Here is an 11,677-nt window from a genome sequence, read left to right as displayed (position 1 = left end):
AACTGCTGGTGTGCGGTCAGGCCTGCGGGGTGGGCTGGTAGACGGGCAGGGTGTCGGCGGCCGCGTCGGTCAGCTGGTAGCCGCCGCCGTCGAGCAGGACGATCCATTTCGGGGTGAGGGCGGCGAGGACCTGCTCGGGCAGGTCGTCGGGCAGGTGGCCGCGGCCGGTGGTGGGGTCGGCGTCGAGGACCAGCGCGAGCGCCAGCAGGCGGGCGGCGGCGTCGGTCTTCTTCAACGGCTTCGCCGCGCTGGTGCGGGTGATCCAGCCGGACACGCGGCTGCGCATCAGCTCGCCCATCGGCGGGTCGACCAGCCCGGTGAGCCCACCGGCCTGCAGGGGGAGCGCGTCGGCCGGGTCGGCGTCCACGACCCGGTGCGGATCCCGGTCATCGTCGGCGGTGATCCAGCCGCCGGCGAGCAGCTCGTCGAGCACCCCGTGGGGGTTGGCGTAGCGGCGCAGGTCCTGGCAGGTCACGTTCGCCCACCCGGTCCGCGCGGCCCGCACCGCCAGGACCAACGCGAACAGGCGGGCATCCGCACTGACCGGCAGCGCCGCGGCGGCCGCGACGAGCTGGCGCGCGGCGACCGCCTGCGGGCCGGTCAACCGCGGCCGCCCCGGCGCCGCCTTGGCGGAGCCGGCGGCCGGTGCCGCGGTGCTGGGTGGTGCCGTGGTCATCGCACGCTCCACTGTCCGGGTCGTCGGTCTTGATCCGACACCTAACCAGGCCGGCACCGGCGCACCAGTGATGCATCGGTGATGCATTTCGGCGGCGTGTCGAGGGCCGCTGCGGTTACCGGAGCCGGGTCGAGATCCAGGGGGGCAGTGGCTGGATCGGGATGTCGCGGACGATGACGTACGCGATGGTGTTGACGAGCGAGCCGGGGCCGATGAGGTAGCCGCCGCTGCGCCGGCCGGGGCCGCGGACGTCGATGCCGGCGCCGAGCGCGGTGCGCCCGCCGGACACGCTGGCGATGGTGCAGCCGGCGCCGACGCGGAAGTACAGGTGGGCGCCGCCGCTGGGGGTCCGCACGGTCAGGGTGTCGGGCCAGTCCTCGCCGAGACGGGCGGCGAACGCGGCGAGCTGGCCGGGTCCGTCGCCGGCGACGTCGAGGTCCAGGCCGACGACGGCGGACGCCCGGCAGCCGATCCCGATGTTCGCGCCGGCGGGCCAGGACGCGGCGATCTCGCCGGGGTCGGTCAGGCAGCGGGCGTGCCAGCCGCCGGCGGCGGGCCGGCGGGCGCCGGGTGGGAGCGGGAACACCGCGAGTCCCCGGCTGGCTGCCTCGACGGCCGCGGCTCTGGTCGTCGCCGCCGGCTGGTCAGCAGGCACAGTGGTACTCGGCGGGGGCCGCGCCGCACTCGCAGCAGTGGTCCTCCGCGCCGTGGTAGCCGCAGTCGCATTCGTACTCGTCCGGCTCGCCGTCGGACTCGCGGTACTCGTCGTGGCGCCAGCCGGTGCAGCGCGTCTCGCAGCCGCAGCCCTTGGGGCACTCGGGGCAGACCATCCCGACTGTCCAGCCGCAGTCCTCGCAGAGCAGCTGGTTGGCCGGGTCGTCGAGGATCGCGATCGCCGTCGTGTGGTCGACGCTGTAGGTGTCCTTGATCGCGGCGAGGGCGTTCTTGCGGGCATGGTTTTTGGGCATGGCACGGTCCTCCAGCACCGCGGCGATCCCGTGAACTCGCCGCGCGGGACGCGTCGGCCGAGAACGAACAAGAAGAGAGAGGCGGCTCGGCGCGGAGCACCTTCGGGGCCATCCGGTCACGGGCCGGACGAGCTCCCCGGGCCTCGAGCCGGGCCCACGGTTCATGACCGCGCCCCTACCGTAACGCACCCGTGCGACAGCGCTGGGCGCCGGTTGGGGTCGCGGGTCCGCCGGCGCCGGCGGGGATCGTCCGCGTCGCCTGCGGCCGGCGCGCCGATGTGCCGCGACCGTGACCCGTGAGGGCGAGTAATTCTTTACTCATTCGATCTTGGATGGGTGACTGGCGAAGCTCGCTGAGCACCGTCTCGCCGGTCGTGGGGGGGGGCATCGGGTGGCGCCCTTCGGTCGGGGGATGTCGAAGGGCGCCGGGTGCGGTCTACATCTGGTGCAGGGACGGGACCGCCATCGTCACGATCACCACGATGATCCAGACGATGACGCGGATGAGCCGTTCCTGCCCCTCGGTCAGACCAACACCACGCCAGTTCCAGGTCGATGCCATTGCTCTCCTCCATCTACGGGAGGACGCGTGGCGCGGGAACGGCTGCCCCGCGCGACGACACGCGCCCCGCCGCAGTCCCCACGTGGCTGCAGCCGGGCGCTGGTCCGCCCGCCAACTCCGGAAAGCGGCATGTCGCCAGAGCTGACGGAAATCCTGACGAGTGGCGCCCGCGGCAGGTTCCTGGTCGCGCCGCCCAGCCCCGCCCCCTGTCCGTTCTGGGTCGCGATAACATGCAATATCGCGAGTCAGAATCCATGATCGAACGGGCGGGGATCGGCACGATGACGACCGAGATCGAGCCGAGCACCATCGTGACGGCGGTCGCCGTGCCCGCCCCGGCCGGCGCGATCGACGACACGATCAGCACGATCACCGCGCAGCGCATCGCCGATGCCACCGCGGCGAACACCCGCCGGGCCTACGGCCGCCAGTGGGAGCGGTTCACGGCGTGGTGCGCCGAGCAGGGCCGCACCGCGTCGCCGTGCTCGGACGCGACATTGGCCGAGTACGTCAGCGCCCTGGTCGACACCGGCGCCGGCGCGGCGAGCATCGAACAGGCCATCTCCACGATCCGCCGGGCGCACCGCGACGCCGGTCTGCCCGGCCCGGACACCCGCGGCGCCCGCCTCGTCCTGCGGACCCATCGCCGGGCCCAGGCCGAGGCTGGCGTCCGGGTGCGCCAGGCGCCGCCGGCGGCGCGCGACCAGCTGCGTGCGATGGTCGCCGCGGTCCCCGACGGGCCGCTCGGCATCCGCGACCGGGCGCTGCTTGTGCTCGGGGTGGCGATGATGGGCCGCCGCTCGGAGCTGGCCGCGCTCGACATCGGCGACGTCGACGAGGTCGACGAGGGCCTGATCGTCCACGTCCGCGCGNGCAAGACCGACCAGGACGCGATCGGCGAGACCGTTGCCGTGCCCTACGGCGGCCATCCCGACACCTGCCCGGTGCGGGCGGTCCGCGGCTGGCTGGACCTGCTCGCCGACCACGGCATCGTCGCCGGGCCGCTGCTGCGCGCTGTCGACCGGCACGGCCGCATCGCCGCCCGACGGATGTCGGGGGACGGCATCAACCGGGCGGTGCGCGCCGCCGCCGTGCGCGCCGAGCTGCCCGGTGCGGAGCGGTTCAGCGCGCACAGTCTGCGCGCCGGCGGCGCGACCGCGGCCGCCCGCGCCGGCGCCCCGGTCTCCGCGATCGCTCGTCAGGGACGGTGGTCACCCGCGAGCCCGGTCGTGCACTCCTACATCCGCGCCGTCGATCAGTGGCGCGACAACCCCATGACCNGCGCCCTCTGAGCCCCACGGCCGGTGGGCCATGTACCAGTCCACACCCACCTCCGCGCGGGTGTGCGGTGCCGAGGGGTTCCATAAATCGGCCCGCTTCCGAGGGCGGACATGCCGTTGGCGGCAGCCGGGTGTGGTCTGTACGGCGGTGATGGCCGATGTCCGGTAGGGGCTGGTTAGGGTCCGGTGGCGTGGAGCAGACACGCCCGCGGGGCGACGACGAGCCGGCGACGGTAGGGCAGATCGCNGCGGCGATGGCCGCCCTGGGCCTGTACGACGGGGCGAACACCCCGGCGGAGCATGCAGCCGAGGCGGCACGGCTCGGGGGTGTGGAGGCGTACCGGCTGAGGATGGTCAACGCGCTGTTGGGCATGGCCCAGGCCGAGGCCGTCCTCGCCGAGGGGGCCGTGGACGACGCCGCCGCCCGGCATGCCGCGTGGGAGCAGCAGCTGGTCTCGGCGGGAGTCGCCGACGATGCGGTGCGCCGGATCGGGTTCGTGCGCTGGCAGGTGCTGCGGCTGATCGCCCAGCATCCCGAGACCGGCCCGATCCCGGTCGCCGCCGCCCACGCGGTCACTGGCCTGCACACGCTGCTCGGGGTGATCGCCGCCTCGCAGGGGGCTGTTGCGACCGGGGACGTGGCCACTCTGGCCGGGCAGAGCGAGCAGCTCCGAGACGCCCGCCAGGCGTTGACCGACGCGGTCGGCAACGTCGACATCCTGCTCGACATGCTGCGCTCCGTCGGCCTGTAGAACCCCTGGCGTCACCGTCGGGGCGGTGCGCGTCCACCTGGGTGGAGGCTGCGGCCTGGCGGGCGGCGCGCCGCGCGGTGTCCGTGAGCGGGTCTCCACCCGTCTCCTCATCCGACGATCCGGACGGTGAGCGGTCCGTTGGTACGCAGGGTGGCGGGCTGGCCGGTGAGGAGCACGGTCGAGCCGGCGGGTAGCCGGGCTGTGACTGTGACGGTCGTGCTGGGGGCACCGGTCTGCACGGTGACATCGCGGCCGCGCCGGCCGGATCCCAGGACGATCCCGCCGCCAATGTCGCCGGCCTGAATGATGCTGCCGCTGACGTTGCCGGTGATCTGGTTGTGGACCCGATCCGGCCGTGCTCCCGGCGCTGGGGACCCGGTGGTGAGGGTGAGGTGCACGTCGGTGCCGTCCTCGTGGACGGGTACGGCGTCGACCTGGGCGGCGGCGGTGCTCCCGGCCGCTGCCCGCAGGGTGATCTGCGCATGGTCGTCGGGACCGCCGGCCGCGGTCAGGTCGACGTCGGCGGTCCCGGTCAGGTGCAGGGTGATCGGACCGGCCGTGGTGGCGGTGATGACCCGCTGATAGGAGTTGGACACGGATGTGACGGTAGGCCGGTGCGGGAAGGACATGTAGTGGAGTTGACGATCGTGGCCCAGAACCTGGCTCATGGAGGGCTCGCGAGCGGGGACGGTGATCCTCAGGACCGCTGGCCGCAGCTGGCCGAGCGGATCCGCCGGGTTCGCCCGGATCTCCTGCTGCTCCAGGAGGCGTCTGACTGGGACCGGTACGGGCACAAGCAGCTCGGCCGGGCGATGGCCGATCTGGACATGGACGCCTGCCCCCTACCGCCGAGCGGCACCGGGATCCGCCCGGCGCTGCTCTACCGTCGCGAGACGGTAGGCCGCTGGCGGCGGTGGAACACCGACTGGGCCGAGGCCGGGAGCGTCCACGGTTTCGGGGTGGCGACCTTCGACGTCGGGCTGCCGCGACCGCTGGCGGTCGTGTCCGCCCATCTGGACCCGCACTCTCCGGACCGCGCGGTCCAGGAGGTAAAGCTGATCGCAACCCGCGGCTACAAATACTCGCCGTTCGCGATCATCGGTGGGGACATCAACTATCCGCCGGCGCGCGGCCCGGAGCCGGACTATGCCGCGATGAGGCCCTACAACCTCGCCGCCCGCACCGTCCAGGTCGACGCCGAGGGTGCGCTGGCCCCCGACCGGCGCGTTGCCACCATGCTGGAACGCTGCGGCTACGTCGACGCCGCCTGGCATCTGCACGAACGCACCGGCGACCCGGGCATGCTGCGCCGCACTGGCACCGACGACCGCATCGACCAGATCTGGGTATCCGGGCCGCTCGCGCCTGCCCTGACCCGTTACGACCTGCTCGACNCCCCCGCCGGCGCCAGCGACCACCACGGCATCCTCACCGTCCTCGACACCGAGCTGGTCGACACGACCAACCTGTGGGCCTACCGCTGACGCTGGTGACGCTGGGCGGTGTCCGCCCGGACGCCCTCCAGCTCCTCATAGAGCCGGAGCCCCTTTTGGAGGGGGGTCTGCGCGGCGACACGCCGCCCGCGGGGGCCGGCCAGCGGGACGGTACCGGCGCTGTTGGGGATCTGGTGGGGACGTGCCGCGGCCCCGGCCGGCGGGATGCCGGACCGGGGCCGCGGGGGTGGAGGGGTGGGTCAGCGGCGCCGTCTGCGGGCCCGGTCGATCTCGTCGGCGCGCTGCGCGGCGAACTTGCCGCCGTCGGCCGCGGAGATCCGGGCCCACGCCTCGTCCTCGATCTTGGGCAGTGCGGCACGGACGTCGTCGGGCAGGCCCGCCTCGATGAACTCGCGGGCCCCGTCGTGCTTGTCGGCCAGGCTCATCGTCAGCGCGATCAGTCGGCCGTAGGCGTCCTCGGAAACGGTCATTGGGCGCCCCAGACGGCCTCGCGCTGGTCGGCGACGTCAGGGGCGCTGATGATGTCGGCGGCGGTCGCGCGGATCTGCTGGGCGGACAGGCTCTGGTCGGCTGGGTCGAGCCGGTCGGCGGCGTCGAGGACGCGGGCCTGCAGCCGGCGGTGGTCGGCGTCGCGGATGGCCTGGTCGGTGGCGAGGCGCTGCTCGCGGGTGGGGCGGGTCACGGGTCCTCCGGTGTGGGTCAGTAGCGGTCTTCGGGGTCGATGCCGGTGCGGGCGACGATGGGGAGGATCTCGGCGAGGGCGGCGTCGGGGTGGGCGCGGCCGGCGGCGACCGCGGCCGCGGCGTCGTCCAGGGCGCGGGCCAGCCGGGGCTGGCCGGTGTCCTCGGCGTCCTGCGCGAGGTTGGACAGCTCCAACGCGACGGTGGTCCGCCTGCGCATGGGGGGGTCTCCTTCCGGGGTGTTCGCGGAGNCGGTGTGATCAGTGTGCGGCGGCCGCGCCGGTGGCGCGGGCGATCAGGCCGATGACGACCTGGACGGTGACCGGGGTCCACCCGGCCAGCCAGGCCAGCGTGGCGGTGTCCTGGGCGCCGAGTGCAACGCCGGCGTCGGCGGCCGCCGCGGTCAGCGCGGCGAGCTGGACGGCGCGCACGACGCCGTCGGGGTCACCGGAGCGGACCCGGCCGGCGTCGTGCAGGGCGCGCACCGCCGCCGCGACGGGGCCGGCGGCGGCCTGGGCCTCGGTGTCGTACGGGCCGGCCGTCCCGGTGCGGTCCCGGCCCGTGGTGACCACGGGCCGGTGCAGGTCCCGGTGGACCAGCCGGGCGCCGAGCCGGCTGGAGAGTTCGCCGGCGACGGTGGCGGCGCGGTGCCGGCCGCCGGCGCAGCCGACCGCGACGGTGAGCGGGCCCGCCGACGGGCCAGCCTGGTAGGCGGCCACCGCCGCCACGGTGGCGTCGATCAGGTCGGTGATGCCGGGGGTGGCCAGCACCGCGTCCCGCACGGCCTGGTCGGCGGCGGTGAGGTGGCGCAGCTCGGGTGAGACGTGCGGGTCCCGGAAATGCGCCCGCAGGTCCAGGGTGATGTGCGCGGCCGGCGGCGCGCCGTGCAGGTAGCCGAACGAGACGACGGTGACGGTGGTCATGCGGCGCCGCACTTGGCGCAGAGCCGGTGCCAGCAGCCGCCGTGGGTGGCGCAGCTGTAGCAGCGGATCGGGGTGCCGCAGCGGCCGCAGGTCCGGCGGACCAGGCCGAGTAGCAGGGTCAGGCGGGTCATGATGGAGGTCTCCTCCCGGGATGACTGGGGTGGGGGACCGGGCGCGGCGTGCGTCCTGGCAGATGAGCGCCGCGCCCGGAGCTGGTGGGCTACCGGACGTGGTAGCGGGTGGGCAGGACGGTCAGGTACGGGCCGTAGCAGCCGCGCGGCCGGGCCATCGCCCCAGATCGGACGTCCACGCCCCACCCGCTGTAGACGGGGTGGAGGGAGATGCCGACGGTCTGCGGCAGCCACGTCTCGTCCGCGCGCCGGCGGATCGGGGCGAGCTGCTCGCCGCCGAGTAGCGCGGCGAGGGCGGCGGTGACCGTCGCCATCCCGGCGGGGGTCGGTCCGGCCGACGGGCCGTGGGCCCACGCCAGGTCGGCGCGGACCAGCGTGGCCAGGGTCCGGGGGTGCAGGGCGCGCCGCGGCGTGGTCCCGACCTCGCCGTCGGCCTCCACGAGGGTCGTGGTGATCCGGACGAGCGTGTGGGCCTGCGGCCGGGTCAGCCCGGGGATCCTGATGTCCACACCGGGACCGTACACCGGCATACATGGGTGTGTACACCGGCATACATGGGTGTGTACACCGGCATACATGATGGTGTGCGGATGCGTGACCGTCCGGGGTGTACGGCGGTATACGGTCAGGGCATGACCAGCGACGACGACCACCAGGCGACGCGTCCCGACGATCCGGCGGCGCTGCTGCGCGACGCCCTGGCGGACGCGCTGGAGGTGCTGGAGGCGCTGCCGCCGGCGGCGCGCGCCGCGGCGGCGCACCAGGCCCGGCGGGTCGTCGGGGAGGACGCGCAGCGGCGCCTGGCCGGGGTGTACGCGGACGCGCTGGACGAGCTGGTCGTCAGCCAGGGCACCTACGCCGCGGCCGCGGCCGCCGTGGCAGAGGCGGGAGCCGCCGCCGGGGACGCCACGGTGGCCCGGGTCGACGGGGAGGCCGTGCGCCAGGCCCTCATCCGCGCACGCCGCGCCGCCGGCTGAGACCTGTTCACGAGCACACCGCCGACGGGACGCTCACCATCCCCGCCGGCTCACCAAAATCGTGCGGGCACATATGAGGGTCCTGCTCGACAGGACCCTCCAGGCCTCCACCGATACGAACATGCGTTCGCGTGAGTCCCGCTCGCATCGCAGGTTGGTCAGGAGGCGCGCAGGGTGGCGCGGCGGGCGCGACGGGCCAGGTCGGACAGATGGCCGACGATCATGTCGACGGCTGCGGTGCGGGTAGGGGCGGTGTCGGGCAGGCGCGCGCCGGCCCCCACGGCCGCCCGCCAGACCCGGCCGCCGTGGGGGCCGAGGTCGCGGACGACCTCTCCCAGGCGCACCCCGTCCAGGGTGACCGTCCACGTTGTCCCGCCCTCGCCGCGGGTCAGGACGGGCTGGGTGTCGACGCCGGCCGCGGCGAGGGCGCGGACTGCGGCCGAGGTGGCCTCGGTCAGCGGCCGGTCCCCGGTGTCGGATCGCACGACCACCGGTCGCGGTGTCCGGGCGGCCCGCCGGCGGGGACGGTCGTCACGTGACGGTCGTGTGCCGTCGGTGGTACCGGCCGGCGCCGGGTCCGGTGTGGCCACCACCGGGACATCCTGGACGGCCGCGATCGCCGGCGCGGCAGGGTGCTGCTCGCGCCAGGTGTCGACCCAGTCCCGGCAGGCCCGCTGGCTGGTCTGGGCCGGGCCGACGGCCAGGGCCCCGGCGGTGCGTAGCCGCTCGGCGACCTGGTCGACGTCGTCGTCCGGGGCGAGCGCGAGCTGCCGGCCGACGCGGGCGGCGTCGACCCACGGCAGGTAGCCGTACCGGCGTCGCGATAGTGCCCGTGGTGGGGTGGCGCGGGCGAGCAGCGCCATCATCCCGGCGTGGACGACGTCGGTCTGGGTGGCGCTCGGCGTCTCGCCGGCGTCCAGGACGGCCGCCAGCTCCCGCACCGCGGCGAGCAGCGGCGCGACGGACGGCGGGTCCGCCGGCGTCGCCGGGCGGGCGGACTGGCGGGCCCGGTAGGCCCGCATCTGGCAGGCCCGGGAGGCGTAGAGCGGGGTACGGCCGCCGCCGGCGGGCGGGGCGGGCCGGGGCCGGCCGCAGCCACAGGCGCACGTCCCGGCCCCGTCCACGATCGTCACGTGATGATCGTCCATGGTGGCAGGATACCCCCTCAGTCCTCGACGTCCTGGGTCATCTCGGCGTCGATCCACCGATGCCCGCGGCCGGACAGCGGTTGGACCTGGAGCTGGGTGCGCCCGTAGCTGACCCGGACGTCGTCGACGCGGACGCCGACGAGGACCTTGCCGGTGCCGGGGACGAGCCACAGCCGGTCGGTGCCGACCAGGGCCCGGGCCTCGGTGAGGGTCATGAGCCTGCCTCCCGCGCCGTGTCGTCCTGGTGGTGCGGTCCGGTGGATCCGGCGCGCCAGCCGCGGCCGCGCCGGGCGGCCTGCCAGGCCCGCACGGTGTCCGGGTCCCACATCGGGGTGCGCCCGACCCGCCGAGCAGGGGCGGGGGCCTGGGCGCGGGTGACGTACCCGGACCAGGTGTCCGCGGTCAGCGGCCTGCCGGCGTCGGCGAGGTAGGCGAGGACCTGGTCGCGGGTCCACATCGCCACCGCCGCCGGCGCGGGCGGGACGGCCGGCTCGCCGGCGTAGCCCAGGTCGTCGACTGCGGCCGCGCTCGCCGTCGCGGCGAGCAACTCCAGGGCACGGCCGCGGGCCAGGGCCGCGGCGCGCTGGGAGTCCTCGCCGCCGTCGTACGGGCTCATCGGCCCGTCGGCGGGCTGCAGGTCGGCCAGCCGACGGGCCCACGTCCACGCCACCCCGAGCACCTGGTCGCGCAGCTCCTGCCGTTCGGCATCGGTCAGCTCCCGGATCTCGATCGGGGTGGGCTCAGGCATCGCTGGCCACCGCCGTCGCCGGGATGCGCAGGGAGGCCCGGGTGGTCGCCAACGCGGCCAGGGCGGTGGCGGCGGCCTGCGCGAGCGCCGCCTCGATGGTCGCGGCCGCCTGGTGCTCGGCCGGGGTGAGGTGGTCCGGNGTCATCGGCTCGCCGTCCTCGTCCAGCTCCCCGGGCTGGACCCGCTCGTCCGGGTGCAGCAGCGCCTCGGCGAGATGCGCCTGCGCGTTGGCGGTGTGCCGGTGGTAGGCGGTGAGGACCTCCGTCATCACCGTGCCCAGCGCCGCATCCTGCGTGCTCGTGATCTCCACGCCCGCCACGATACAAGGTCACCTTGTATCGTCAAGGGGGATGTTCGGATCCGTGACGNTCGGCCGGCGGCCGGCGCCCCGCACGGTCACAGCCTGTGTAGGGATCGGGTGCACATGGCCAGCCTGAGCTGGCAGTTCGCCGTTGTTGGCCAGTGCCAGCGCGCCGGTCGTCACGGTAGTTGGCCAGAGCTGGCGCACGCAGCACGCGGACATGGCTTGGGGAGACAGTTGGCGAGTGCCGGCTCCGCCAACACGAGTGACCGTGGTTGAAGGCCGCGCGACGTCTGCAGGCGCGTCCCGCGCTACCAGCTCCAGGCACCTCACCGTCCTCGCTGGCCCGCGAGCGGCATTCGGATGATCACTATTCGGTCCTCATGGTCTGGCTGTCCCTCCGGCGCGCTACGGTTGCCGGCATGCCACCGCCACGGACGCGTATGCCTCTACTGCGGGTCATGCAGGCCGGCACTGCCGGCGAGCGCGAGGTTCTCGAGGCCTTTCTCGACTTCTACCGGGATGTACTCGTCCACAAGGTGCGCGGTGTTCCTGACCAGGACGCCGGCCGCCGGTTGCTGCCCTCGCTCACCACTCTCGCCGGCCTGGTCAAACATCTGACGGTGGTCGAGCGGGACTGGTTTCACCGGCTGACCGACGGCCCCGGCGCGCCACCGGCCGACGATGGGGACGAAAGCTGGATTCTCACGGACACCGACACCGTGGAGGTTCTGCTGGCGGAGTACGACCGCACCTGCTCGCGGTCCCGGACGATCGCCGCCGGGTACGGGCTCGACGACGTCGTCGCCCACCCCAACATGCCCCAGGTATCACTGCGGTGGATCTACGTCCACATGATCGAGGAGACGGCCCGCCATGCGGGCCATGCCGACATCGTGCGGGAGCTCACCGACGGGGCCACTGGCGTATACGGATAGCAGGCGGGGACCGCCACACCGTCCCCGAAGTCGCCAACTACGACGGCGACTCGCCATCTCCGCCCGATCCCTACAGCCTGTGGAACCACCCACCGGCCCACCCACCCGTCCGCCCACCGGACCCCCCGTAAACGGCTGG

16 protein-coding genes and 3 pseudogenes are annotated in these 11,677 nt (G+C 74.4%); 6 read left to right on the top strand and 13 right to left on the bottom strand.

Annotated features, from left to right (window positions below; genetic code table 11):
- Nucleotides 1-16: 16 nt before the first annotated feature.
- The 4 genes from UK82_RS28465 to UK82_RS41745 form a co-directional block, all read right to left on the bottom strand.
- Complete coding sequence (locus UK82_RS28465) at nucleotides 17-676, bottom strand: hypothetical protein (protein ID WP_055410399.1); 660 nt, start codon at nucleotides 674-676, stop codon at nucleotides 17-19.
- 115 nt (nucleotides 677-791) lie between these two features.
- Nucleotides 792-1,331, bottom strand: a complete 540-nt coding sequence (locus UK82_RS28460; RefSeq protein ID WP_055410397.1) for a bifunctional DNA primase/polymerase — start codon at nucleotides 1,329-1,331, stop codon at nucleotides 792-794.
- Nucleotides 1,321-1,644: a hypothetical protein gene (locus tag UK82_RS34225; protein ID WP_152990046.1), complete on the bottom strand. Its 324-nt coding sequence runs from the start codon at nucleotides 1,642-1,644 to the stop codon at nucleotides 1,321-1,323. Before UK82_RS34225 ends, UK82_RS28460 begins: the two co-directional genes overlap by 11 nt.
- Nucleotides 1,645-2,080: 436 nt before the next feature.
- Nucleotides 2,081-2,206 carry a hypothetical protein gene (locus UK82_RS41745; RefSeq protein WP_255354374.1) on the bottom strand — a complete coding sequence of 42 codons (126 nt, stop codon included), beginning with the start codon at nucleotides 2,204-2,206 and terminating at the stop codon, nucleotides 2,081-2,083.
- On the opposite strand from UK82_RS41745, the pseudogene UK82_RS43500 reads away from it, so the two are divergent.
- The 3 genes and pseudogenes from UK82_RS43500 to UK82_RS28445 form a co-directional block, all read left to right on the top strand.
- A pseudogene (locus UK82_RS43500) lies at nucleotides 2,200-3,078 on the top strand (tyrosine-type recombinase/integrase); the annotation flags it as partial. The gene UK82_RS41745 and the pseudogene UK82_RS43500 overlap by 7 nt on opposite strands.
- A 1-nt stretch (nucleotide 3,079) precedes the next feature.
- Nucleotides 3,080-3,486: pseudogene (locus tag UK82_RS43495) on the top strand (integrase); the annotation flags it as partial.
- Between the two features lie 248 nt (nucleotides 3,487-3,734).
- Nucleotides 3,735-4,238 (top strand): DUF6245 family protein (locus UK82_RS28445; protein WP_236706556.1); only part of this gene is annotated, 504 nt, incomplete at its 5' end.
- Nucleotides 4,239-4,345: 107 nt separating this feature from the next.
- Here UK82_RS28445 and UK82_RS28440 read toward each other — a convergent pair.
- Nucleotides 4,346-4,834: a hypothetical protein gene (locus UK82_RS28440; RefSeq protein WP_152990045.1), complete on the bottom strand. Its 489-nt coding sequence runs from the start codon at nucleotides 4,832-4,834 to the stop codon at nucleotides 4,346-4,348.
- Here UK82_RS28440 and UK82_RS43490 point away from each other — a divergent pair.
- A pseudogene (locus UK82_RS43490) lies at nucleotides 4,721-5,632 on the top strand (endonuclease/exonuclease/phosphatase family protein); the annotation flags it as partial. The gene UK82_RS28440 and the pseudogene UK82_RS43490 overlap by 114 nt on opposite strands.
- Before the next feature lie 299 nt (nucleotides 5,633-5,931).
- On the opposite strand, the gene UK82_RS28430 reads toward UK82_RS43490, so the two are convergent.
- From UK82_RS28430 to UK82_RS28410, 5 genes are all read right to left on the bottom strand, one after another.
- Complete coding sequence (locus tag UK82_RS28430; RefSeq protein WP_055410387.1) at nucleotides 5,932-6,162, bottom strand: hypothetical protein; 231 nt, start codon at nucleotides 6,160-6,162, stop codon at nucleotides 5,932-5,934.
- A complete protein-coding gene (locus UK82_RS28425) occupies nucleotides 6,159-6,374 on the bottom strand; it encodes a hypothetical protein (protein WP_055410386.1) in 216 nt (71 codons plus the stop codon). The genes UK82_RS28430 and UK82_RS28425 overlap by 4 nt, the downstream gene beginning before the upstream one ends.
- 258 nt (nucleotides 6,375-6,632) lie before the next feature.
- Nucleotides 6,633-7,295, bottom strand: coding sequence for an RNase adapter RapZ (locus UK82_RS32110; RefSeq protein WP_083507416.1), 663 nt, complete (start codon nucleotides 7,293-7,295; stop codon nucleotides 6,633-6,635).
- The gene (locus tag UK82_RS41740; RefSeq protein WP_255354373.1) at nucleotides 7,292-7,426 is read right to left on the bottom strand and encodes a hypothetical protein; all 135 of its coding nucleotides are present in this window, start codon (nucleotides 7,424-7,426) and stop codon (nucleotides 7,292-7,294) included. The genes UK82_RS32110 and UK82_RS41740 overlap by 4 nt, the downstream gene beginning before the upstream one ends.
- Nucleotides 7,427-7,515: 89 nt before the next feature.
- Nucleotides 7,516-7,935, bottom strand: a complete 420-nt coding sequence (locus tag UK82_RS28410; protein WP_152990044.1) for a hypothetical protein — start codon at nucleotides 7,933-7,935, stop codon at nucleotides 7,516-7,518.
- 123 nt (nucleotides 7,936-8,058) lie between these two features.
- Between UK82_RS28410 and UK82_RS28405 the strand changes: the two genes are divergently transcribed.
- Nucleotides 8,059-8,403, top strand: coding sequence for a hypothetical protein (locus UK82_RS28405; RefSeq protein ID WP_055410383.1), 345 nt, complete (start codon nucleotides 8,059-8,061; stop codon nucleotides 8,401-8,403).
- Nucleotides 8,404-8,561: 158 nt separating this feature from the next.
- Here UK82_RS28405 and UK82_RS28400 read toward each other — a convergent pair whose 3' ends face one another.
- The 3 genes from UK82_RS28400 to UK82_RS32105 are packed head-to-tail and all read right to left on the bottom strand — an operon-like array spanning nucleotide 8,562 to nucleotide 10,299.
- Nucleotides 8,562-9,536 (bottom strand): hypothetical protein, encoded by a 975-nt coding sequence (locus UK82_RS28400; RefSeq protein ID WP_055410382.1) that lies wholly within the window; start codon nucleotides 9,534-9,536, stop codon nucleotides 8,562-8,564.
- A gap of 32 nt (nucleotides 9,537-9,568) precedes the next feature.
- A complete protein-coding gene (locus UK82_RS28395) occupies nucleotides 9,569-9,766 on the bottom strand; it encodes a hypothetical protein (protein WP_055410380.1) in 198 nt (65 codons plus the stop codon).
- A complete protein-coding gene (locus tag UK82_RS32105; RefSeq protein WP_055410378.1) occupies nucleotides 9,763-10,299 on the bottom strand; it encodes a hypothetical protein in 537 nt (178 codons plus the stop codon). Before UK82_RS32105 ends, UK82_RS28395 begins: the two co-directional genes overlap by 4 nt.
- Nucleotides 10,300-11,061: 762 nt before the next feature.
- On the opposite strand from UK82_RS32105, the gene UK82_RS28380 reads away from it, so the two are divergent.
- A complete protein-coding gene (locus tag UK82_RS28380; protein ID WP_055410374.1) occupies nucleotides 11,062-11,538 on the top strand; it encodes a DinB family protein in 477 nt (158 codons plus the stop codon).
- Nucleotides 11,539-11,677 lie beyond the last annotated feature (139 nt).

The organism is Frankia sp. ACN1ag (assembly GCF_001414035.1).
Taxonomy (GTDB): Bacteria; Actinomycetota; Actinomycetes; order Frankiales; family Frankiaceae; genus Frankia; species Frankia torreyi.
The sequence above is the reverse complement of the archived record's forward strand: the minus strand, read 5'-3'. Positions and strand labels throughout refer to the sequence as shown.

What these genes read in the sequence shown, in the direction of transcription:
- UK82_RS28465 (WP_055410399.1), bottom strand. Translation starts at nt 676, where the DNA reads ATGACCACGGCACCACCCAGCACCGCGGCACCGGCCGCCGGCTCCGCC.
- UK82_RS34225 (WP_152990046.1), bottom strand. Translation starts at nt 1,644, where the DNA reads ATGCCCAAAAACCATGCCCGCAAGAACGCCCTCGCCGCGATCAAGGAC.
- UK82_RS41745 (WP_255354374.1), bottom strand. Translation starts at nt 2,206, where the DNA reads ATGGCATCGACCTGGAACTGGCGTGGTGTTGGTCTGACCGAGGGGCAG.
- UK82_RS28430 (WP_055410387.1), bottom strand. Translation starts at nt 6,162, where the DNA reads ATGACCGTTTCCGAGGACGCCTACGGCCGACTGATCGCGCTGACGATG.
- UK82_RS32110 (WP_083507416.1), bottom strand. Translation starts at nt 7,295, where the DNA reads ATGACCACCGTCACCGTCGTCTCGTTCGGCTACCTGCACGGCGCGCCG.
- UK82_RS41740 (WP_255354373.1), bottom strand. Translation starts at nt 7,426, where the DNA reads ATGACCCGCCTGACCCTGCTACTCGGCCTGGTCCGCCGGACCTGCGGC.
- UK82_RS28405 (WP_055410383.1), top strand. Translation starts at nt 8,059, where the DNA reads ATGACCAGCGACGACGACCACCAGGCGACGCGTCCCGACGATCCGGCG.
- UK82_RS28395 (WP_055410380.1), bottom strand. Translation starts at nt 9,766, where the DNA reads ATGACCCTCACCGAGGCCCGGGCCCTGGTCGGCACCGACCGGCTGTGG.
- UK82_RS32105 (WP_055410378.1), bottom strand. Translation starts at nt 10,299, where the DNA reads ATGCCTGAGCCCACCCCGATCGAGATCCGGGAGCTGACCGATGCCGAA.
- UK82_RS28380 (WP_055410374.1), top strand. Translation starts at nt 11,062, where the DNA reads ATGCAGGCCGGCACTGCCGGCGAGCGCGAGGTTCTCGAGGCCTTTCTC.